Annotated in this window: 18 protein-coding genes and 1 tRNA gene; 14 read left to right on the forward strand and 5 right to left on the reverse strand. The window is 68.1% G+C overall.

Annotated features, from left to right (window positions below; all coding sequences use genetic code 11):
• Window position 1: 1 nt before the first annotated feature.
• Window positions 2-796, reverse strand: coding sequence for a trehalose-phosphatase (gene otsB, locus ACFPN9_RS03440; RefSeq protein ID WP_066716719.1), 795 nt, complete (start codon window positions 794-796; stop codon window positions 2-4).
• A 286-nt stretch (window positions 797-1,082) separates the two neighbouring features.
• Here otsB and ACFPN9_RS03445 point away from each other — a divergent pair, with 286 nt between their 5' ends.
• The 6 genes from ACFPN9_RS03445 to ACFPN9_RS03470 all read left to right on the forward strand — a co-directional run bounded on the left by ACFPN9_RS03445 (window position 1,083) and on the right by ACFPN9_RS03470 (window position 8,842).
• On the forward strand, window positions 1,083-2,630 hold the full coding sequence (locus ACFPN9_RS03445) for an alpha,alpha-trehalose-phosphate synthase (UDP-forming) (RefSeq protein ID WP_082735151.1): 1,548 nt from the start codon (window positions 1,083-1,085) through the stop codon (window positions 2,628-2,630).
• 184 nt (window positions 2,631-2,814) lie between these two features.
• Complete coding sequence (gene ptsP, locus ACFPN9_RS03450) at window positions 2,815-5,082, forward strand: phosphoenolpyruvate--protein phosphotransferase (protein ID WP_066716716.1); 2,268 nt, start codon at window positions 2,815-2,817, stop codon at window positions 5,080-5,082.
• A 51-nt stretch (window positions 5,083-5,133) separates the two neighbouring features.
• Window positions 5,134-6,219 (forward strand): peptide chain release factor 1, encoded by a 1,086-nt coding sequence (prfA, locus tag ACFPN9_RS03455; RefSeq protein ID WP_066716714.1) that lies wholly within the window; start codon window positions 5,134-5,136, stop codon window positions 6,217-6,219.
• Between the two features lie 84 nt (window positions 6,220-6,303).
• Window positions 6,304-6,582, forward strand: a complete 279-nt coding sequence (locus ACFPN9_RS03460; protein ID WP_066716712.1) for a hypothetical protein — start codon at window positions 6,304-6,306, stop codon at window positions 6,580-6,582.
• Window positions 6,583-6,638: 56 nt separating this feature from the next.
• Window positions 6,639-7,457 carry a peptide chain release factor N(5)-glutamine methyltransferase gene (gene prmC / locus ACFPN9_RS03465; RefSeq protein ID WP_066716709.1) on the forward strand — a complete coding sequence of 273 codons (819 nt, stop codon included), beginning with the start codon at window positions 6,639-6,641 and terminating at the stop codon, window positions 7,455-7,457.
• 389 nt (window positions 7,458-7,846) lie between these two features.
• Window positions 7,847-8,842, forward strand: coding sequence for a DUF4167 domain-containing protein (locus ACFPN9_RS03470; RefSeq protein ID WP_066716706.1), 996 nt, complete (start codon window positions 7,847-7,849; stop codon window positions 8,840-8,842).
• Between the two features lie 53 nt (window positions 8,843-8,895).
• Here ACFPN9_RS03470 and ACFPN9_RS03475 read toward each other — a convergent pair whose 3' ends face one another.
• Together ACFPN9_RS03475 and ACFPN9_RS03480 are read right to left on the reverse strand one after the other, a co-directional pair.
• Window positions 8,896-9,681, reverse strand: a complete 786-nt coding sequence (locus ACFPN9_RS03475; RefSeq protein WP_066716697.1) for an MOSC domain-containing protein — start codon at window positions 9,679-9,681, stop codon at window positions 8,896-8,898.
• 79 nt (window positions 9,682-9,760) lie between these two features.
• Complete coding sequence (locus ACFPN9_RS03480) at window positions 9,761-10,105, reverse strand: DUF2293 domain-containing protein (protein WP_066716694.1); 345 nt, start codon at window positions 10,103-10,105, stop codon at window positions 9,761-9,763.
• A 173-nt stretch (window positions 10,106-10,278) separates the two neighbouring features.
• Between ACFPN9_RS03480 and clpB the strand changes: the two genes are divergently transcribed.
• The gene (gene clpB, locus ACFPN9_RS03485; RefSeq protein ID WP_066716691.1) at window positions 10,279-12,900 is read left to right on the forward strand and encodes an ATP-dependent chaperone ClpB; all 2,622 of its coding nucleotides are present in this window, start codon (window positions 10,279-10,281) and stop codon (window positions 12,898-12,900) included.
• Between the two features lie 153 nt (window positions 12,901-13,053).
• Here the strand turns inward: clpB and metW are convergent, their stop codons facing one another.
• Window positions 13,054-13,677, reverse strand: a complete 624-nt coding sequence (metW, locus tag ACFPN9_RS03490) for a methionine biosynthesis protein MetW (RefSeq protein WP_066716680.1) — start codon at window positions 13,675-13,677, stop codon at window positions 13,054-13,056.
• A 128-nt stretch (window positions 13,678-13,805) separates the two neighbouring features.
• Window positions 13,806-14,975: a homoserine O-acetyltransferase MetX gene (gene metX / locus ACFPN9_RS03495; RefSeq protein WP_066716669.1), complete on the reverse strand. Its 1,170-nt coding sequence runs from the start codon at window positions 14,973-14,975 to the stop codon at window positions 13,806-13,808.
• A gap of 201 nt (window positions 14,976-15,176) precedes the next feature.
• On the opposite strand from metX, the gene ACFPN9_RS03500 reads away from it, so the two are divergent.
• The 7 genes from ACFPN9_RS03500 to ACFPN9_RS03530 all read left to right on the forward strand — a co-directional run bounded on the left by ACFPN9_RS03500 (window position 15,177) and on the right by ACFPN9_RS03530 (window position 22,115).
• Window positions 15,177-16,031, forward strand: coding sequence for a chorismate mutase (locus ACFPN9_RS03500; RefSeq protein ID WP_066716667.1), 855 nt, complete (start codon window positions 15,177-15,179; stop codon window positions 16,029-16,031).
• Between the two features lie 163 nt (window positions 16,032-16,194).
• Window positions 16,195-17,295, forward strand: coding sequence for a histidinol-phosphate transaminase (gene hisC, locus ACFPN9_RS03505; RefSeq protein WP_066716665.1), 1,101 nt, complete (start codon window positions 16,195-16,197; stop codon window positions 17,293-17,295).
• Entirely contained in the window at window positions 17,295-18,242 is a 948-nt protein-coding gene (locus ACFPN9_RS03510; protein WP_066716663.1) for a prephenate/arogenate dehydrogenase family protein, read from the forward strand. The genes hisC and ACFPN9_RS03510 overlap by 1 nt, the downstream gene beginning before the upstream one ends.
• Window positions 18,243-18,323: 81 nt before the next feature.
• A tRNA-Thr gene (locus tag ACFPN9_RS03515) sits at window positions 18,324-18,399 on the forward strand.
• Window positions 18,400-18,564: 165 nt separating this feature from the next.
• A complete protein-coding gene (locus ACFPN9_RS03520; RefSeq protein WP_066716660.1) occupies window positions 18,565-20,190 on the forward strand; it encodes an amidohydrolase in 1,626 nt (541 codons plus the stop codon).
• 100 nt (window positions 20,191-20,290) lie between these two features.
• Window positions 20,291-21,235 (forward strand): ABC transporter permease, encoded by a 945-nt coding sequence (locus tag ACFPN9_RS03525; RefSeq protein WP_066716657.1) that lies wholly within the window; start codon window positions 20,291-20,293, stop codon window positions 21,233-21,235.
• On the forward strand, window positions 21,228-22,115 hold the full coding sequence (locus tag ACFPN9_RS03530; protein ID WP_066716654.1) for an ABC transporter permease: 888 nt from the start codon (window positions 21,228-21,230) through the stop codon (window positions 22,113-22,115). The genes ACFPN9_RS03525 and ACFPN9_RS03530 overlap by 8 nt, the downstream gene beginning before the upstream one ends.
• The last annotated feature ends 46 nt before the right edge of the window (window positions 22,116-22,161 follow it).

The following is a 22,161-nucleotide window of genomic DNA, read 5'->3' on the forward strand; positions in this document are numbered from 1 at the left end:
GTTATCCCTGATAGAAGCTGGAAGCCGTCAGGCGGCCGGTTTCGGCCGCGTTGAGCAGAATGGCACGCAGCGCGGTCGGCGAGGGCAGGCGCAGCGGAGCCAGTGTCTCGCCGTCGCCGATGCGGATCGATAGCCCGCCGAGTGCATTCACCGCCTCGAAGCCGTGCTCGTCGGTGACGTCGTCGCCGATGAAAACGGGCACGCGCCCGGCATAGGGCGCGGTCTGCATCAGTTGGGCGATGGCTGTGCCTTTGCTGGCGCTCGCCGGCACGAGCTCGGCGACGGCCTTGCCCTCCTGCAGCCGGACGAGCGGGCCCATCCGCTCGGCGAGCGCGCGCATCAGATCCAGAGCCTCGTCATGGACTTGAGGGGCCAGGCGCCAGTGCAGGGCGACGGAGAGGTCCTTGTCCTCGACGATGATGCCGACATGGCTGTTGGCGAAGCGGACGAGATCGCGCACCGCCTGCCGCATTTCGGCGGAAGCGGCAGCCTGGGTCAGCACCTCGTCCCCGCAGCGGATGTCGGCGCCGTGCAGCGCGGCGGTGTCGAAGCGGTAGGGCGCCAGCACCGTGTCGAGAAAGGAAATCGGCCGACCTGACACCAGCGCAAGCGCACCCGAGAGATGGCCGCGCAGGCGGTCGAGCGCGGCCGGCACCCGGCGGTCGAGCCGCACATCGGCAGGTGAGGGAGCGATCTCGACCAGGGTTCCGTCGAAGTCGAGGAACAGCGCGATGGCGCGCTCGTCCCGGGCCCAATCGTCGAGGGGCGGTTCATTCCCGGTTTGTGTCAAGTTCATGACAATAGCCTGTTTGAAATCAAGAGCTTTTGAACGGAACGTGGACTTTTTAGATTTCTACGGACACCGGCAATACGACGCGGAATGCGCGCCTACTCAGCATCGGAATTTGACATTTCGTGGATGGTCCTGCCTTCTTCTGCTCACAGCTTCGCCGCTCGGACGCCGAAATCCGGTGCCCCGCAATCGAAACATTACGCCGCGGCAGGCGTTCTGTTCCTGCTTCCCCGCCTAAAATCGGATCGCTGCGATCGCGGGTATACAGCCACAGGAGATCATCGCCACCATGCGCCTCGTCATCGTCTCGAACCGTGTCACCATCCCCGAGCGGACCGAGAAAGCCGCAGCCGGTGGTTTGGCGGTGGCACTGCGCGAGGCGCTGGAGAAGCAGGGCGGCCTCTGGTTCGGCTGGAGTGGAAATGTCAGGGAAGCGACCAGCGCGCCCAATGTGGTGGAGCGTGGCAATGTCACCTACGCGGTGACGGACCTGACGGAAGCCGAGCGCCAGTCCTACTATCTCGGCTTCTCGAACCGCGCGCTCTGGCCACTGATGCACTACCGGCTCGGTCTCACCGAGTTTTCGCGGACGGATTATGCCGGCTACCTCGCGGTCAATCGCCGCTTCGCCAAGGCGCTGATCGGTCTCCTGCGTCCGGACGACATCATCTGGATCCACGACTACCATTTGATTCCCTTGGCAGCGGAACTGCGTCGCCGTGGTGTCGGCAACCGCATCGGCTATTTTCACCACATCCCCTGGCCGCCGGCGGAAGTGTTCGGGGCGCTGCCTTTTGCATCGACGCTCGCCAGCACGGTCGCGGCCTACGACCTCGTGGGGCTGCAGACGCAGACCGATGTCGCCAATCTGATGGGCTGCCTCGTCGCCATGTGCGGCGCGAGCATCAACGGCTCGCGCTTGCGCGTCGGCCGCCGCCAGACGCAGGTCCAGGCCTTCCCCATCGGCATCGATGTCGAGGCGTTCCGCAAGCTCGCGGCGGCCTCCGTGCGCTCGGCCACCACGCCCCTCAAGGCGACGCGCCAGTCGCTGGGCGAGCGCAAGCTCGTGGTCGGGGTGGACCGGCTCGACTATTCGAAGGGCATCGTCCAGCGGCTCGAAGCCTTCGGGCAGTTCCTGCGCAGCCACCCCGATCAGCGCGGCCGCGTCGGTCTCCTGCAGATCGCGCCGCCCTCGCGTTCGGATGTACCGGAATATGCCGAACTCGACCGGCAATCGGACGAGGTCGCCGGGCGCCTCAACGCGGCGCTGGGTGAATTCGACTGGACGCCGATCCGCGTGGTCAAGAAGGCCTACTCTCGCAACGCGCTGGCAGGGTTCTACCGGCGTGCCCAGGTTGGCCTCGTCACCCCGATGCGCGACGGCATGAACCTCGTTGCCAAGGAGTATGTGGCGGCGCAGGACCCGGCCGATCCCGGCGTGCTCGTATTGTCGCGGTTCGCGGGCGCGGCGCATCAGATGGGCGAGGCTCTGATCGTCAATCCCTTCGATACGCACGAGGTCGCGGAGGCGATCCGCACCGCGCTGGCCATGCCGAAATCCGAGCGAGTCCGGCGGTTTGAGAAGCTCTATGACACCATTGCCGCAACCGATATCGGCTGGTGGACACGAAGTTATCTCGCCGTCCTGTCGGGTGCAGCGCCGCTGGAGCCCGAGATCGTGCCAGGCCCGGATAAATCCGCAAAGCGCCCCCAAGGGCGATCCGGATCGCGCAAGCCGCCGCAGAAGCCGCGCTCCGCAGGAGGTGCCCCGGCGCGCAAGCTTGGTCCGGTCGGCCTGCGGGGCAGCGCTCCAGCCGGTCCCCAGCCGCGCAGCTGACATCCGCTCGAGCGGCGGTCCCTACAACCATTCCGCGCCATCGCCGCCGCGGCCCTTGCCCAAGACCGCCCCGGGTGGCTAGAAGGCGCCCGAGGCGGGAGCGCTTGCGACTCGGCCATGACAGGTGTCAGGTCTGCAATGCAAGGCGGCCTGGAAGTCCGGGCAGGCGGAGGACGAACAATCGATGCGAGGCGCTCTCGGAGGATCGGGCGTTCTGCTGCGCCGCCTTCGCGAGGTCATGGCGGCGTCGATCAGCCCGCAGGAGCGGCTGGACCGGCTCGTCGTCCTCATCGCCGCCAACCTCGTCGCCGAAGTCTGCTCCGTCTATGTGCTGCGTGAGGACGGCTCGCTCGAGCTCTACGCCACCGAAGGTCTCAACCGCGAGGCGGTGCATCTCACCACCATGCGCGCCGGCGAGGGACTTGTCGGCCTGATCGCGCGTGAGGCGGAGCCGCTCGCGCTCTCGGACGCCCAGAACCATCCGGCCTTCTCCTACCGGCCGGAGACGGGTGAAGAGATCTACCGCTCCTTCCTCGGCGTGCCGATCCTGCGGGGCGGTGCAGTGATGGGTGTGCTCGTCATCCAGAACCGCGCCTCGCGCCTCTACAGCGACGAGGAGGTCGAGTCGCTCCAGACCACCGCCATGATCATGGCGGAGATGATCGCCGCCGGCGGGTTGAAGTCTCTGGCCCGGCCCGGCGCCTCGATCGGTCTGGACCGCCCGATCCACAGCGTCGGCGTCTCGCTGGCGGACGGCGTCGGCCTGGGACACGCCGTGCTGCACGAGCCGCGCGTGGCGATCACCAACCTCATCGCCGAGAACCCGGCCGCCGAGGTGCAGCGTCTTGAAGCCGCCATCGCGGAGATGCGCGCCTCGATCGACGAGCTGATCGAGCGCGGCGACGTCGCCCATATCGGCGAGCATCGCGAGGTGCTCGAGACCTTCCGCATGTTCGCGCATGACCAGGGCTGGCTGCGCCGCATGCGCGAGGTCGTGCTGACGGGCCTGACGGCCGAGGCGGCGGTCGAACGCGTACAGTCCGACACCCGCGCCAAGATGCTGCGCCAGACGGACCCTTATCTGCGCGAGCGCCTGCACGATCTCGACGACCTCGCCAACCGGTTGCTGCGTACCCTCGTCGGCAAGGCCAACGGCGTCGCCCGCGAGGAGATGCCGGAAAACGCGATCCTGATCGCGCGCTCCATGGGCCCGGCCGCGCTGCTGGATTACGACCGTGCCCGCCTCCGGGGGCTGGTGCTGGAGGAGGGCGGACCGACCAGCCACATCGCCATCGTCGCCCGCGCGCTCGGCATCCCGGCGGTGGGCGAGATCGTCAACGCCACGGCCCTGATCCAGTCGGGCGACGCCGTCATCGTCGACGGCCAGGCCGGCGAGGTCCAGATCCGGCCCCAGCCCGACGTCGAGAACGCCTACAAGGACAAGGCGCGGCTGCGCGCCCGCAAGCAGGAGCAGTACCGCAAGCTCAAGAGCCAGCCGGCAGTCACCCGCGACGGGGTGCCGATCGTCCTGCAGATCAATGCCGGCCTGCTCGTCGACCTGCCGAATCTGGAGGCGACGGCCGCGGCGGGCATCGGCCTGTTCCGCACCGAGCTTCAGTTCATGGTCGCCGAGCACATGCCGACGACGAGCGAGCAGCAGGCGCTGTACACGGCGGTGCTCGACCAGGCGCAAGGGCGCCCCGTCACTTTCCGCACGCTCGACATCGGCGGCGACAAGGTGCTGCCCTATATGGAGCGCGTCGAGGAGGAGAACCCGGCGCTGGGCTGGCGCGCGATCCGCATCGGGCTCGACAAGCCGCGCCTGCTGCGCGCCCAGATCCGCGCGCTGCTGCGGGCCGGATCGGGCCGCGACATGAAGATCATGCTGCCGATGATCGCGACGGTCGACGAGTTCCTGCGCGCCCGCACCATTGTCGACCGCGAGCAGGCCATGCTGGCCAAGCAGGGCCATGTGCCGCCGCTCAGCCTGCAGCTCGGCGTCATGGTGGAGGTGCCGTCGCTCCTGTTCGAATTGCCGGAGATCGTGCGCGAGGCCGACTTCCTGTCGATCGGCACCAACGACCTGATGCAGTTCCTCTTTGCGGCGGACCGCGAGAACAAGCGGGTCGCCGACCGTTTCGATCCGCTCGGCGTCGGCGCGCTGCGCGCCCTTCGCAGCATCGTCGAGGCCGCGGCGGACGCGAACTGCCCGGTCACCGTCTGCGGCGAGATGGGCGGCAAGCCGCTCGAGACGCTGGCGCTGATCGGGCTGGGCTATCGCGCCTTCTCGATGTCGGCGGCGTCGATCGGCCCGGTCAAGGCGATGCTGCGGGCGCTCGATGTCGGCAAGCTCACGGAGCGCATCGACTGGATGCTGGCCTCCGGAGAGGGCGCGGCCAGCCTGCGGCCGCAGCTCGCAGCCTTCGCCGCCGAATTCAAGGTGCCGGTCTAGCGGGCCGTTCTGGCCCCACCGCGCCCTTCACACCTCCCGTCCGAGTTCATCATGTCGCTTCAGCTTCCGCAGGACCGCCTCGACGCCATCGTCGCCCGCCACGCCGCGGCGTCCGCCGAGATCAACACCGCGACCGAGGCGACGCGGGTGGTCGAACTCTCGCGCGAGCTCTCGGAGCTCGGCCCGGTCGTGGACGCCATCGCCGCCTGGCGCCAGGCACAGACGGGGCTGGCTGAGGCCGAGGCCCTGATCGAGGATGGCGCGACCGATGCCGAGCTGCGCGAACTCGCCTATGAGGAGCGCGATTCCGCCCGGGCCGAGATCGACGCCCGGGCTCGCGAGATTCTGATCGCGCTGCTGCCCAAGGACGCCGCCGACGAGCGGGGTGTCATCCTCGAGATCCGCGCCGGCACGGGTGGCGACGAGGCCTCGCTCTTCGCGGGTGACCTGTTCCGCATGTATCAGCGCTATGCGGCCCAGAAGAGCTGGAGTCTCGACATCCTGTCCGAAAGCGAGGGCACGGTCGGCGGCTACAAGGAGATCATCGCCGAGATTTCGGGCCGCGGCGTCTATGCGCGGCTGAAATACGAATCCGGCGTGCATCGTGTCCAGCGCGTGCCCGATACCGAGACCAGCGGCCGCATTCACACCTCCGCGGCCACCGTGGCGACGCTCCCGCTCGCCGGCGACGTCGACATCGTCCTCAACGACGCCGACATCCGCCTCGACACCATGCGGGCCGGCGGCGCCGGCGGCCAGCACGTCAACAAGACGGAATCGGCCGTGCGCCTGACCCATATCCCGACGGGGATCGCGGTCGTGGTGCAGGACGAACGCTCGCAGCACAAGAACAAGGCCCGTGCTTACGATCTGCTGCGCGCCAAGCTCTACGACATGGAGCGGACGCGGCTGGATGCCGAACGCTCCGCCGACCGGCGCTCGCAGGTCGGCTCCGGCGACCGTTCCGAGCGCATCCGCACCTACAACTTCCCGCAGGGCCGTGTCACCGACCACCGCATCAACCTCACCCTCTACAAGCTCGACGAGATGATGCAGGGGCTGGTGCTGGACGACATCATCGACGCCCTTACGGCCGAGCATCAGGCCCGCCTGCTGGCGACCGAGGGGCTGGCGTGAAGCGCGACGAGCCCCCAGCGATGAAACCTCTTCGCCCCTCCGGCGTTGCTGACGCATCGACAGTGCAACAGGGGGGACCCCTCGATGATCAAGACCTTTTCGAGCTTCGCCGCCGCCGCTCTGATGGCTGGCATGCTGGCCGCGCCGGCTCAGGCCCAGGGCACGGCGGAGCGTGTGGAACGCTCGATGGAGCGCGGCCTGAAGCGCGCAACGAGCGGCCAGCCGGCCCGCATCAACAAGGCGATGACGCAGTCGCAGGCACGTCGGGCCTGCCAGAACGAAATGCGCGGCTCGGGCGAGAGCCGCTCGGCGATCCGCACCAAGATGCGCTTCTGCATCAACGAGAAGATGCAGGGCAACTGACCCCGGCGACCGCCGCGGCAGCCGGTTCTTTCGACGCCGCATCTCCCCTGAGGGAGGTGCGGCGCGATGTTGTTCGGAGGCTGACCGAGGCCGGCTTCGTCAATGCGGCGCTCGAGGGCCGCTGGCTGGTCGAGCAGGTTGCGGGGCCCTCCGCCGACATGTCGGTGCCGCTGGCGCCGGAAGACGCGGACCGTCTCGACGCGCTCCTCACCCGGCGCCTCGCCGGCGAACCGCTCTGGCGGGTGATCGGCGAGCGCGAGTTCTGGGGGCTGCCCTTCCGCCTGTCCCCCGACACGCTCGAACCACGGCCCGACAGCGAAACCCTGATCGAGGCCGCCCTCGCTACGCTCGGGCCGCGTCGCGGCCAGCCGCTGACGATGCTCGACCTCGGGACCGGGACCGGCTGCCTCCTGATCGCCATGCTTCACGAATGTCCTGCCGCATCCGGGCTGGGCATCGATCTGTCGTCCGGCGCCTGCGAGATCGCCCGCGCCAATGCGCTGGCCAACGGCGTCGGGGAGCGCTGCGAGATCCGCCAGGGACAATGGACGGAGGGGCTCGACGCTCGCTTCGACCTCATTCTCTCGAATCCGCCTTACATCCCGAGCCGCGACATCGCCGGACTCGACCGTGAGGTGCGTGAGCACGATCCGTTGCTGGCGCTCGACGGCGGCGCCGACGGGCTTGCGCCCTATCGCATCTTCGCGCGCAGCCTCGGCGGCCATCTGGCGCCCGGCGGCTTCGTCGTGCTGGAAATCGGGGCGGGGCAGGAAGGGGATGTGACGGCGATCATGCGGGAGGCGGGCTGGTGCCATCGTGCAACGCGGCGCGATCTCGGAGATCATCCGCGCGCGCTGATCTTCGCTCTCCACTGAAAAAGCGCGATCATTCGCGCGATTTTGCTTGGAGCGGACGGGGAAATCCTCTATGCACCAACCTAGCCGACGCTGGTGTCGTCAGCATGGAGCCGCGGGTCATGCCTGTGGCGCCCTGGTCGCTTCCCCCGGACATGTCCGCGAATCGACGGAACTGACCAGCCAGATTGGACACCGAAAGCGCCGTGGCGCTGATCGGCTGACGGGACCTCGGGTCCCCTTTGGAAAGAGCGCGTGAAGACCAGGAACGGCGCAAAGCCACTTCAGGTCAAACTCCTCCGGCGCAGCGCCGCAACCCGCTGTGCGCCGGGACGCGCATGATGTCCCCACGGTTGCCTTGAGCACAGAGCGCGAGATTCACGCGAATGAGACCAGGTCAGAACCGGCGCATGCGCGGCCGCAACAACAACAATAACAACAACAATGGTAACCGGAAGGCGCCGAACCCGCTGCAGCGGAGCTACGAGTCCAACGGTCCCGACGTGAAGGTCCGCGGTACGGCGCAGCATGTCGCTGAAAAGTACCTGCAGCTGGCGCGTGACGCTCAATCCTCGGGTGACCCTGTGTCCGCCGAGAACTACTTCCAGCATGCGGAGCATTATTACCGCATCCTGCTGGCGGCCCAGGAGCAGATGGCCCAGCAGTTCGGCCACAGCTTCCCGCCCAACCGCGCCTTCAACGAGGATGCGGACGAGGGCGAGGAGGATGGCGACGACGACCAGCCGGTCCAGCAGGGCGGCCCGCAGCAGCCCGAGCAGCGCGGTGGCCAGGGTGGCTACAACGGCAACGGCTACAATGGCCAGCATGCCGCTCGCCCGGAGGGCGAAGGCGGCGAGGGGCAGCGTTTCGACCGCCCCCCGCGCCACAACGATCGCCAGGGCCAGGATCGGCAGGGCCAGGATCGGCAGGGCCAGGATCGTCAGGGCAACCGCCGCTTCGATCGCAATGGCGAGCGGCGCTTCGAGCGCGCCGAGGGCGGCCAGAATCCGCAGGGCGGTTACGCGCCGCGCCCCGATGCGCCGCGCTCCGATATTCCCGTCGGGGGCGAGCAGCCTGATCTGGCGCCGCAGCCGGTGCAGGGAGAGCGTCGTTTCGACCGGCCCGATCGTGGCCCGCGCCCCGAGCGCCGGCCTCGCCGCGAGCGCGACGCCGCGCATGATGCCGATCAGCCGGGCGAGGACGTTGCGGCCGCGCTGCCGTCCTTCCTGACCAATCCGGTGCGCGTTCCCGTCGCCGTCGAGCCGGCGGCGGTCGCTGCGGAGCCTGCCGCCAGTGAGGCGCCGGAAGCCGCGGCGGAGGGGGCTCCCAAGCGCCCGCGTCGGCGGCGTTCACCGCGCGAGGTCATGGATGCGCTGGGCTCGGAGGCCGATGGCTCGCCCGAGTGAACGCAGCCGCGTTTGAACGTTGAAGAAGGGGCCCGCGAGGGCCCCTTTTTTTGTCAGGCGATTCCGAGGGAGGCGGGCGGCTCGGCCAGTTCGAGGCGCTCGCCCTCGACCAGTGTGCCGCCCGCGACGATGCGGCAATAGATCCCGCAATCGACATGACCGAAGGCGGACATCAGGGTCTTCGGCAGTTGCAGATCACGGGCACCGGTCTGCGGGTCGACATTGGTCGCGGCGCAGCGCTCGATCCGCTTGATGACGTTGAGCCGCAGCCCCGAGGCCGCGGAGAGGTCACGCCCGACCAGATCGAGCTCCGCCCAGGGCGCCAGGCCCTCGACCATGATGTTGCCGCGGAAGCGCAGCGGATCGACCGCCGCGCCGAGGCGGCGTTCGAGATCGGCGACGCTGGCGAGGTTGATCAGCGAGACAAAGCCCGAGCGCGAATCGGTGAAGCGGTAGCCCGCCGGCGCCTTCAGGAGCCGCGGTTCGCCGCGCAGCGCCTCCGGCATGAACGACTCGAAGAAGGCTGAGATCGAACGGCGGCCCGCCTCCGTCCGTGTCGAAGCGCGCAGGACCTCGGCCCCGTCGCGGGCGATGACGAGATCGCCGGTGGGGTCGTCAAAGCGGGTGCGCAGCGTCGCCAGCGCTTCATGCCGCATCAACATGAGATATTTGATCTTCGGCTGATGGACGGGCTCCGCCGGATCGAAGCCCGAAGGCCCGTTCTCGATGGCGAAGAGCCGGTCGCCCGGAAAATAGCTGTCGCTTTCCAGCCGCGCTGACGTCAGGCGCTCGGGCGAGAGACCTTTGACCGGGTAGCGATAGAGCGAGGCGATACGCATGGCTGGTCCTTAGTCGGTGGCGGCGGGACCTTAGCGCGATACGGCGGCGAGGTCCGATGACTCTGTGTCATGGTCACCATCAGCGCCGCGCGATGCGGGTCCGGACCGCCTCGTCCTCCGCCTCCGGCAGGTCTGCCACCGAGCGCTGGCACCCCCAGCCGGCGAGAACCGCATCGGTCTCCTCGACCACGAAAAATCGCGCCGCCTCGCGCTCGTAACCATCGGCCAGCAATTGCTCGTAATCGGTATGGACGTGGCGGACATGGCTGCCCAGCGCGAGCCAAAGCGCGGTCGAAGGCGGCAGATCCTTCATGTGCCGGCGCTCGGCCAGTTCGATCACGGCCTGGGCGTCCGCCAACGGAATCCCCGGAGCCAGTGCCCGGAGCGCCTTTCGGATCGCCTGCTGTCGCTGCGTGCCAGCCATGGCCCATCGTGCCCGCTGGATTTGACCCAGGTCAATTCGGTTTCGCACCCTCTTCCGTTGCGGGAATGCCACACTATCTAAGTCGCGAGGGGCGGCCCGAACGGGCGCTCCATCCTGACGAAAGGCGACCGGTTCACGCTGCCACGGGGCGTGCCGGTGGGCGGAGTGACCAGATGAACATCGAGAAATACACCGATCGGGCCAAGGGCTTCCTGCAGGCGGCCCAGACCATTGCGCTCCGCGAGGGCCATCAGCAGTTCGCGCCGGAGCATCTGCTCAAGGCGCTGCTGGACGACAATGAGGGCATGGCCGCCGGTCTGATCGACCGCTCGGGCGGCAATGCCAAGCTCGCCCTGCAACTGACCGACACCACACTCGCCCGGCTGCCCAAGGTCAGCGGCGCGGGGGCCGGCGGCCTCAGCCTGACGCAGGGCCTCGCCCGCGTCTTCGACACTGCGGAGAAGGCGGCCGAGAAGGCTGGCGATTCCTTCGTAACGGTCGAGCGGCTCCTGCTGGCTCTGGCGGTCGAGAAGGACAGCGAGGCCGGCAAGGCGCTCAGCAAGGCCGGCGTGACGCCGCAGGCGCTGAACGCCGCGGTCGAGGCCCTGCGCAAGGGCCGCAAGGCCGATTCCGCCGGCGCCGAGCAGAGCTACGACGCGCTCAAGAAATACGCCCGCGACCTTACCGCCGCCGCCCGCGAGGGCAAGCTCGATCCGGTCATCGGCCGCGACGAGGAGATCCGCCGCACGATCCAGGTGCTCTCGCGCCGGACCAAGAACAACCCTGTCCTGATCGGTGAGCCCGGCGTCGGCAAGACCGCCATCGCCGAGGGGCTGGCGCTGCGCATCGTCAATGGCGACGTGCCTGAGGGCCTGAAGGACAAGGACCTGCTCTCGCTCGACATGGGCTCGCTGATCGCCGGCGCGAAGTATCGCGGCGAGTTCGAGGAGCGCTTGAAGGCCGTGCTGAACGAGGTCTCGGCGGCCGAGGGCGGCATCATCCTGTTCATCGACGAGATGCACACCCTTGTCGGCGCCGGCAAGAGCGACGGGGCGATGGACGCCTCGAACCTGCTCAAGCCCGCGCTCGCCCGCGGCGATCTGCACTGCATCGGGGCGACGACGCTCGACGAGTACCGCAAATATGTCGAGAAGGACGCGGCCCTGGCGCGGCGCTTCCAGCCCGTCTTCGTCGAGGAGCCCTCGGTCGAGGACACCGTCTCGATCCTGCGCGGGCTGAAGGAGAAATACGAGCAGCACCACCGCGTCCGCATCACGGATTCGGCGCTGGTCTCGGCTGCGACCCTCTCCAACCGCTACATCACCGACCGGTTCCTGCCGGACAAGGCGATCGACCTCGTCGACGAGGCCTCGGCGCGGCTGCGCATGCAGGTCGACTCCAAGCCGGAGGAACTCGACTCGATCGACCGCGAGATCGTGCGCCTCAAGATCGAGCAGGAGGCGCTCAAGAAGGAGAACGATGCCGGCTCGAAGGAGCGCCTGAAGCGGCTCGAATCCGAGCTGGCCGATCTGGAGTCGCGCTCGGCCACGATCACCGCGAAATGGATGGCCGAAAAGGACAAGCTCGGTGCCGCCGCCGAACTGAAGACGCGGCTAGACAACGCCCGCAACGAACTGGCCCAGGCGCAGCGCAAGGGCGAGTATCAGCGCGCCGGCGAGCTCGCCTATGGCGAGATCCCCCAGCTCGAGAAGACACTGGCCGAGATCGAGGCCAAGGGCGACACCAGCGGCATGGTCGAGGAGGCCGTGACGGCCGACCATGTCGCGCAGGTCGTCAGCCGCTGGACCGGCGTGCCGGTCGACCGGATGCTGGAGGGCGAGAAGGACAAGCTCCTGCGCATGGAGCAGGTGCTGGCCTCGCGCGTCGTCGGCCAGCGCGAGGCGGTCGAGGCCGTCTCGACGGCCGTCCGTCGCGCCCGCGCCGGTCTGCAGGACCCCAACCGTCCGATCGGCTCCTTCATGTTCCTGGGGCCGACCGGCGTCGGCAAGACCGAGCTGACCAAGGCGCTGGCCTCGTTCCTGTTCGACGACGACACCGCGATGGTGCGCCTCGACATGTCGGAATACATGGAGAAGCACTCCGTCGCCCGTCTGATCGGCGCGCCTCCCGGCTATGTCGGCTATGAGGAGGGTGGGGCGCTCACGGAAGCGGTGCGCCGCCGGCCCTATCAGGTCGTGCTCTTCGACGAGGTCGAGAAGGCGCATCCCGACGTCTTCAACGTCCTGCTGCAGGTCCTCGACGACGGGCGCCTGACCGACGGCCAGGGTCGTACGGTCGACTTCCGCAACGTGCTGATCATCATGACCTCGAATCTCGGTTCGGAGTATCTGGTGAACCAGCCCGAGGGGCAGGATTCGGAGGCCGTCCGCGACGAGGTCATGGGCGTGGTCAGGCAGGCCTTCCGGCCGGAGTTCCTGAACCGCATCGACGACATCATCCTGTTCCACCGCCTGCGGCGGGAGGATATGGGCGCGATCGTCGACATCCAGATGGCCCGTCTCGGCAAGCTGCTGACCGATCGCAAGATCACGCTCGAGCTGTCGAAGGAGGCGCGTCAGTGGCTCGCCGACAAGGGCTACGACCCGGCTTACGGCGCGCGCCCGCTCAAGCGCGTCATCCAGAAGTCGGTCCAGGACCCGCTGGCCGAGCTGCTGCTGGCCGGCAAGGTCCATGATGGCGAGACGGTACCGGTCACGGTCGGCCCGGCCAGCCTGATGCTGGGCGATGTCGCGGCCGTGAAGGAGAAGCGGCCCGTCGGCGTGCCGCTGAACTGAAGTCTTTTCCCTTCTCCCCTTGGGGGAGAAGGTGTCTGCGCAGCAGACGGATGAGGGAAGGGTCGCGCAAGCGGCCCTTTCTTGTTTGCGGTCGAGGCATCCCTCATCCGTCAGCGCTGCGCGCTGCCACCTTCTCCCCCGAGGGGAGAAGGATCACCCCCGCTTCAGCAGGAACACCGCCTGCGCCCCGAAGAGGTTCCAGAACCACCAGGGCGCGCTGACGCCGACGCGGCCGCCCGCCGCGTCGAGCGCCACCGCACGCTCCTTCACCGCGCCGATCGTCTCGCACAGCGTCACGAAATCGCGGATCGTGCAGAAATGGATGTTGGGCGTGTCCCACCAGGCATAGGGCAGGGCATCGGTCACGGGCATCCGGCCCTGGAAGAACACCTGCGAACGCATGCGCCAGTGTCCGAAATTCGGGAATGAGACGATCGCGCGCTGTCCCACACGCAGCATCTGCTCCAGCACGAACCGCGGATTGCGCGTCGCCTGGATCGTCTGGGAGAGGATGACGTAATCGAAGGCGTCGTCGGGATATTCGGTCAGGTCGGTGTCGGCGTCGCCCTGGATCACCGAGAGCCCGCGCGCGACGCATCCGGCCACGCCCTCGCGCGACAATTCGATGCCGCGCGCATCGACGTTGCGGGTCTCGGCCAGCAGCGCCAGCAGCTCGCCGTCGCCGCAGCCGACATCGAGCACACGCGAGCCGGGCGTCACCATTTCGGCGACGAGCTTGAGGTCGATGCGGTTGGTGTGGGTGTCGGGGAAGGTCATGGCGTGGCCTTTTCCGTCATGGTCGGGCTTGTCCCGACCATCCACGTCTTCGTTGGTCGAGACCTCTGTTCAAGACGTGGATGCTCGCCACAAGGGCGAGCATGACGGGAAGGCTCGTCACCGTCATCTCAGATCCCCCGCGCCCGCGCCGCGGCGCCGATGAAGCCGCGCGTCGTCGCGAACAGGTTCGGCTCCTCCAGCAGGAAGGCGTCGTGGCCCTTGTCGCTTTCGAGTTCGACGAAGGAGACCGAGGCGCCCGCCGCGTTGAGCGCATGCACGATGGCGCGTGAATCGGCGGTCGGGAACAGCCAGTCGGAGGTGAAGGACGCCACGCAGAACCGAGTCTTGGTGCCCGCGAATGCCTTGGCCAGCACGCCGTCATGGTCGGCGGCGAGGTCGAAGTAATCCATTGCCCGCGTCACATAGAGATAGGAATTGGCGTCGAAGCGCTCGACGAAGGAGAGCCCCTGGTAGCGCAGATAGCTCTCGACCTGAAAATCGGCGTCGAAGGAGAAGGTCGGCGCCTCCCGGTCCTGCAGCTTGCGGCCGAATTTGCGGTGCAGCGCCGGCTCCGAGAGATAGGTGATATGCGCGCCCATCCGCGCCACGGAGAGCCCCTTGGAGGGCCGCGTGCCCTCCTCGAGATAGCGCCCGCCGCGCCATTCGGGATCCGCCATCACCGCCTGGCGGCCAACCTCGTGGAAAGCGATGTTCTGGGCGGAATGCTTCGCGGCGGTCGCCAGCGGCAGCGCGGCGAAGACGCGGTCGGGATAGCTCGCTGCCCATTGCAGCACCTGCATGCCGCCCATCGAGCCGCCCGCGACGCAGAACAGCGTGTCGATGCCCAGGCTGTCGACCAGATGGCGCTGCGCCCGCACCATGTCGCGGATCGTCACCATCGGGAAGGCGAGCCCCCAGGGCTGCCCCGTTTCGGGGTTGGTCGAGGCCGGTCCGGTCGTCCCCGTGCAGCCGCCGACGACATTGGCGCAGATCACGAAGAAGCGGTCCGTGTCGATCGGCTTGCCGGGGCCGACCATGGCGGTCCACCAGCCGCCCTTGCCGGTGATCGGGTTGCGGCTCGCCACATGCTGGTCGCCGGTGAGGGCATGACAGACCAGAATCGCGTTGGAGCGCGCCGCGTTGAGCGCACCGTAGGTCTGGTAGGCGATCTGCCAATGGTCGAGGCTGACGCCGCAATCCATGGCGAGCGGCGTCTCGGGGCCGAAGCGCGCCACCGCGCTGCTCGGCTCGTTGGCTTCCTTCAGGGGATCGGCCAGGCTCGCTGCGAAATCGCTCATCTTGTCCGCTTTGACGCGATAATCTGCCTTGCCGGTCGGCTCGTTCGGAAGATCGAACCCTAGCGATGGCGTGACGCGCGGCTTCTGTCAACGCGGCGATGCATCGGGTCGCTTTGCCAATGCGAGGTGGGGGCGCTAAGGAGCGTGACGATCGCCAAAGCCCTCATCCTGAGGAGCAGGCGAGAAGCGCGTCTTGCCATCATGACCGAAGCCGCCCCGCCCACGCTCGCAGCCCCCACGACCCTCGCCGATCTGCGGGCCGAGATCGACCGCATCGACGCCGAGATGCATGCGCTGCTGATGGAGCGCTCCTCGATCATCGAGACGCTGATCTCGGTCAAGAAGACGCAGGCCTCCGGTTCCGCCTTCCGCCCGGGGCGCGAGGCGGACATGATGAAGCGCCTCGCGCTGCGCCATCGCGGCCTGCTGCCGCTCGATACGATCGAGGGCATCTGGCGCATCATCATCGCCACCTTCACCTATGTGCAGGCGAATTACGCGGTGCATGCCGACGTCTCGGGCGGCGATGCCGCGATGCGCGATTCCGCCCGCTTCCATTTCGGCTTCACGGTGCCCTTCGTCACCCATGAGGATGCGCGCGCCGTCATCCGCGCCGTGGCGGGCTCGGCCGGCGATCTCGGCATCTTCCGCATGGACCAGGGCGCCAGCGCCGGCATCTGGTGGCGCGATCTCGTCGGCGCCGACGCGCCCAAGATCATCGCGCGCCTGCCCTTCATCGAGCGGCCGGATCACCCGGCCGGCACGCCGGTCTACTGCGTCGCCAAGCCGCTTGCCGATGCCGCCGTGCGCGAGATCGTGCTCTATGCCGCCCGGGTCGAGCGCTGGTCGGAGACGCTGCGTGCCGGGCTCGCCCAGCATCTGGCCGAAGTCTCGGCCTCGGCTGCCGACGGCTCCCATCTCTCGCTGCTGGTGGCCGCCTCCGGCGAGGTCGACCAGGCCACGATCCGCGCCTCCCTGGAGCCGGCCGGCCTGAGCGACTTCGCCGAGATCGGCAGCCACGCCGCCCGCTTCGCCTTCAAGCCCGTCCGTTCGTGAACCCGCTTCCGATGTCGTCCTGAACCACCTTCCGTCATCCTGGACGCCGCGCAGCGGCGCTCCGGGATCCATCGTAGAGCGTCGCGCCCTCCGATGGATCCCGGTCGACCTGCGGTCGCCCAGGATGACGGTACGGGTGTTAGAATCGAAGAAAGCCAAGACCATGTCCGCAGCCACCCGCCCCATGCCCCGCCCTGGCGTCCTCGACATCGAGGCCTATGTCCCCGGCAAATCGGCCGCCCCAGCCGGCGTGAAGCTGCACAAGCTCTCCTCGAACGAGACGCCGCTGGGGCCGAGCCCCAAGGCCGTCGAGGCCTACGGCAAGATCGCGGGCAAGCTCGAGCTCTATCCGGACGGCTCCTCGACCAAGCTGCGCGAGGCGATCGCCGCCCGCTACGGGCTGGACGCCGGCCGCATCCTCTGCGGCACCGGCTCGGATGAGCTGCTCCAGCTCATCACCAAGGCCTATCTCGGCGACGGCGACGAGGGCGTCTTCACCCAGCACGGCTTCCTCGTCTACCGCATCGCCATCCTCGCCGCGGGCGGCAGGCCCGTCGTGGTCGATGAAACGAACTTCACCGCCGATGTCGACGCCATCCTGGCGGCCGTGACGCCGCGCACGAAGATCGTCTTCCTCGCCAACCCCAATAACCCGACCGGGACCTATCTGCCCTTCGACGAGGTCAAGCGCCTGCATGCCGGGCTGCCCTCGAACGTGCTGCTGGTGCTGGACGCGGCCTATGCCGAATATGTCCGCCGCAACGACTATGCGTCCGGCCTCGAACTGGTCGCCGAGAGCGAGAACGTCGTGATGACGCGCACCTTCTCGAAGATCTACGGCCTCGCCAATCTGCGCATCGGCTGGATGTACGGCCCCGCCCACATCATCGACGCGCTGGAACGCATCCGCGGCCCGTTCAACGTCAATGGCGCGGCGATCGAAGCCGGCGCGGCCGCCATCGCTGACGAGGCCCATGTCGCCGCCGCGATCGAGCACAACGACAGATGGCTGGCCTGGACCACCGCCGAGCTGGAAAAGCTCGGGCTGACGGTCACGCCCTCCGTCGGTAATTTCGTACTGGTCCATTTCCCCGCGACGCCGGGCAAGACGGCGAAGGAGGCCGACGCCTTCCTGACGCAGCGCGGCCTGATCCTGCGGGGCGTCGGCGCCTATGGCCTGCCCGGCGCGCTGCGCATGACCATCGGCACCGAGGAGCAGAACCGGCTCGTCGTCGCCGCCCTCAGCGAATTCCTGGCGGCGTGATGGCGCCGTCCCAGGACAGCTTCGCGCCGCGGCGTGAGGCCCCGCTCTTCGGGCGGCTCGCGATCATCGGCATCGGGCTGATCGGCTCCTCCATCGCCCATGCCGCCAAGGCGCTGAACCTCGCCGGCCGCGTCGTACTCTACGATCGTGAACCGGAGGTCCGGCAGCGCGCCCGCGAACTCGGCCTCGGTCACGAGATCGCCGACAGCGCGGCGGCTGCCGTGGCGGACGCCGACCACATCATCCTCTGCGTGCCGGTCGGCGCCTGCGGGCCGGTGGCGGCCGAGATCGCGTCTGCGCTGAAGCCGGGCGCGATCCTCTCCGATGTCGGCTCGGTCAAGAAATCCGTGGTCGAGGCGGTGACGCCGCATCTGCCGGAGGGCGTGCAGTTCGTGCCGGCCCATCCCGTGGCGGGCACCGAGAATTCCGGCCCCGATGCCGGCTTCCCGAGCCTCTTCCTCAACCGCTGGTGCATCCTGACTCCGGCGGAGGGTGCCGACCCCGCGGCCATCGCCGCGACCCGCCAGTTCTGGGAGGGCATGGGCGCGATCGTCGAGATCATGACCGCGAGCCATCATGACCTCGTGCTCGCCGTCACCAGCCATCTGCCGCATCTGATCGCCTACAACATCGTCGGCACGGCGGAGGATCTGGCGGCGGTGACGCAGTCGGAGGTGATCAAGTTCTCGGCCGGCGGCTTCCGCGACTTCACCCGCATCGCGGCCTCCGACCCGACGATGTGGCGGGACGTCTTCCTGCACAACAAGGATGCGGTGCTGGAGATGCTCGGCCGCTTCAGCGAGGACCTGGCGGTGCTGACCCGTGCGATCCGCTTCGGCGATGGCGACACGCTGCACAAGCACTTCACCCGCACCCGCGCCATCCGCCGCGGCATCGTCGCGCTCGGCCAGGAGAAGCCGGAGACGGAGAAGCTGCGCAAGGACTGACGAGCGGGCCGGATTTTCCGGCCCGCGCCTCGCGCCGTCGCCTTGCCAAGAATCGGCCGGGCTGGTAGAGGCTCCCGCGTCGCCGCTTTAGCTCAGCTGGTAGAGCACCTCATTCGTAATGAGGGGGTCGGGGGTTCGAATCCCTCAAGCGGCACCACTCCCCATCTTCCGCAGCGTCATCAGAACATGCCTTGCTCGACGAGCGAGGGCGCGCGATGCTGCCCATCTCTTGATCGCCGCCATGCCGCATTTTGCTGCGCGCGCTGCGATTGCCCGGGGATTTTTTTGATGCCATGAATTGGTTCCCGGAGGAACTAATTCCATGCCCTGCCTGCCGCATGCCGATCTTATTCTCCAGAATGGTCCGGTCTATCTCGGGCTGAAGGAGGGCTACACCTCGGCTGTCGCGCTGTGGGCGGGAAAGGTGCTGGCGACCGGAACGCCGGCCGACATGGCGCCGCTGATCGGGCCCGGCACCCAAGTGATCGACCTCGCCGGTCGCATGGCGACGCCCGGCCTCTACGAGGCGCATCTGCATCTGCTGCCGCTCGGTCTGACGATGAAGGAGCTCGACATCCGCCCGCGCTTCGTGCGCACGCTGGACGGGTTGCTGGAGATGATCGCGCAGGCGGCGGCCAAGGCGAAGCCCGGCGAATGGATCCTGGCGCGCGGCTACGACCATTTCGAACTCGACGTGAAGCGCCACCCGCACCGAACGGAGCTGGACCGCGCCGCGCCGAACAACCCCGTCTATATCGTGCGCGCCTGCGGCCATCTTTCCGTCGCCAATTCGCTGGCGCTGAAGCTCGCCGGCGTCGACGAGACAACCCCCGTTCCCGCCGGCGGCGCGATCGAGCAGGTCAATGGTGTGCTCACCGGGCTAATGGCCGAGAACGGCCGCGACCCGGTCAAGAAGGTCATCCCCGATCCGACCGACGAGGAACTCGTCGCGGCGATCGAGCGGGCAGGGCGCTACTGCAATTCCTTCGGCATCACCTCGGTCATGGACGCCGCGGTCGGCATGCGCTCGCGCTATCGCGAGGTCGCGGCCTATCGCACGGCGCAGCGAACGGGCCGCCTGCCGGTGCGCACGAACATGTGCCTGCTCGGCGGGCATAACGGCATCGTCGAGCAGTGCTTCGCCGACGGGCTGGTGACGGGTGCGGGGGACGACTGGCTCAGCGTCGGCCCGGTCAAGATCTTCACGGACGGCTCGGCCGGCGGCCGCACCGCGGCGATGAGCCTGCCCTATCTCGGCGAGCCGGAGACGAAGGGCATCTTCTGCCTCACCGATGCCGAGATGGACGCGCTGACCCGCGACTATCACGCCAAGGGCTATCAGCTCGCGGTGCATGCCATCGGCGATGCCGCGATCGAGCAGACGCTGAACGCGATGGAAAACGGGCTGAACGATCACCCCGATCCCGACCGCCGCCACCGCATCGAGCATTGCGGCTTCAACTCGAAGGAGCAGATCGCCCGCATGGTCAGGCTCGGCATCGAGCCCGTTCCGCAGCCGGTCTTCATCTATGATTTCGGCGATCTCTATCTCTCGGTGCTGGAGGCTGACCGCGTCGAGGCCTGTTATCCGATGCGCGACTGGATCGAAGCCGGGCTGAAGCCTGCCGCCTCCTCGGATGCGCCGGTCTGCGACGCGAACATCTGGCCCAACATCTACACCATGCTGACCCGCAAGACGGCGCGCGGCACGGTCATTTCGCCGGACCAGACCCTGACGATCGACGAGGCCATTTCCGCCTACACCGAGTTCGGCGCCTATGTGAATCGCTGCGAGGACAGCCGCGGCCGCCTGCTGCCGGGCATGGCGGCGGATGTCGCGATCTTCTCGCGCGACCTCTCCACCGCCACGCCGGAACAGCTCTTGCACGAGACCCGCTGCGACATGACGATCATCGCAGGCAAGGTCGTGTACGAGGCGGAAGCGTGATGGATTCGTCATTGCGAGCGGAGCGAAGCAATCCAGGAGTTGCAGAGCACGCGGCGCTGGATTGCTTCGCTGCGCTCGCAATGACGGGGGTGGCGCGCGCATGCTGAACCACATCGCCCAGCGCGTCGCCATGTCGGTGCCGGTTCTGCTCGGCGTGCTCCTGTTCGGCTTCCTGCTGCTGCAACTGGTCCCGGCCGACCCGGCCGCCATCGTCGCCGGGCCGACCGCGAGCCCCGAACTGGTCGAACAGATCCGCAAGGATCTCGGGCTCGATCGGCCCGTCATCGTCCAGTTCGGCATCTATCTCGCCCGCGTCCTGCAGGGCGATCTCGGCGTCTCGCTGATCTCCAACACCAGCGTCGTCGCCGAACTCGGTGAGGCGATCGGCCCCACCGCCGAACTCATGTTCGCCTGCCTGGTCTGGGCGGTGCCGCTCGGCATCGCGCTCGGCACCATCGCGGCCGTCTATCGCGGCCGCCTGCTCGACCGCATCGTGATCGCGATCTCGGTGGCGGGCGTCTCGACCCCGGTGTTCTTCATCGGGCTCATCCTGATGCAGTACATCGGCTACCATTGGGGCCTGCTCCCCTTTATCGGGCGCGGAGGCCCGCTCTGGAGCCTCGACGGACTCGCGGCCATCGCGCTGCCGGCGCTGACGCTCGGCCTCGTCTTCATCGGCCCGATCGCGCGGATGACCCGCACCGCCGCGCTCGAGGTGCTGAGCGCCGACCATGTCCGCACCGCCCGCGCGAAGGGCCTGTCCGAGCGCGCCGTGGTGCTGCGCCATGTGCTGCGCAACGCGCTGATCCCGGTGGTGACGCTGATCGGGCTGCAGGCCGGCTACCTGCTCGGCGGGGCCGTCGTCACCGAGACGATCTATTCCTGGCCCGGCGTCGGCCGGCTCGCGGTCGGTGCCATCCTGGCGAGCGATTTCCCCCTCGCACAGGGCGCGATCCTCGTGCTGGCGCTGGCCTTCCTGGTGATCAATCTCATCGTCGACATGCTCTACGCCGTGCTCGATCCGCGGGTGGAAAAACATGGCTGACGTCGCGATCGCCGCCCCCGCCGCGAGCCGGCCGCTCGCCGCCTTCGGGCGTCGCATCCTGCGCGACAAGCTCGCCTTGCTGGCGGCCGTCGTGCTGCTGCTGATCGTGCTGGCGGCGCTGTTTGCGCCGTGGCTCGCGCCCTTCGACCCGTACAACACCACCCGCCGTCCCTTCATCCCGCCGGTCTGGAGCGAGGGCTCGCTGCCGCAGCACTGGCTCGGTACGGACGGGCAGGGCCGCGACATGCTCTCCCGCCTGCTCTACGGCACGCGGCTGACCCTGGTGATGGGCCTCGCCTCGATCGTCATCGGCGGGGGGCTCGGCGCGCTCGTCGCGCTGCTCGGCGTCTATTACCGCCGGCTCGACCCCTACATCATGCGCGGCGCCGACATCCTTCTGTCCTTCCCGGCGATCCTGCTCGGACTGGCGCTGGCCGCCGTCGTCGGTCCCGGCTTGACGGCCATCGTGATCGCGCTCTCGATCGCGACCATTCCCGACGTTGCCCGCATCACCCGCAGCGCGGCCATCGTCATCATGGGGCAGGACTACATGGAGGCCGGCCGCGCCATGGGCCTGCCGGACCGGACGCTGATCTGGCGCTACCTCGCGCTGAACTGCCTGTCGCCGGTCTTCGTCTTCATGACGCTGCGCTTCGGCCAGATCATCCTGATCGGCGCGGCCCTGTCCTTCCTCGGCCTCGGGGTGCGCCCGCCTGAAGCCGAGCTCGGCATGATGGCATCGCTCGGCCGCGACGCGCTGTTCTTCGCGCCGCATATCTCGCTTCTGCCGAGCCTCGTGATCGTCGCCATCGTGCTCTGCGTGAACCTGCTGGGCGACGCCCTGCGGGACCTGCTCGACCCGCGCATGCGCAACCAGTGAGGCGCCCGCCCGGACCGCTCGTTTCAAAACAAAAGGGGAGAACGAT

It is taken from the genome of Allobosea massiliensis (genome assembly GCF_042655245.1).
In the GTDB taxonomy this organism is placed as follows: domain Bacteria; phylum Pseudomonadota; class Alphaproteobacteria; order Rhizobiales; family Beijerinckiaceae; genus Allobosea; species Allobosea massiliensis.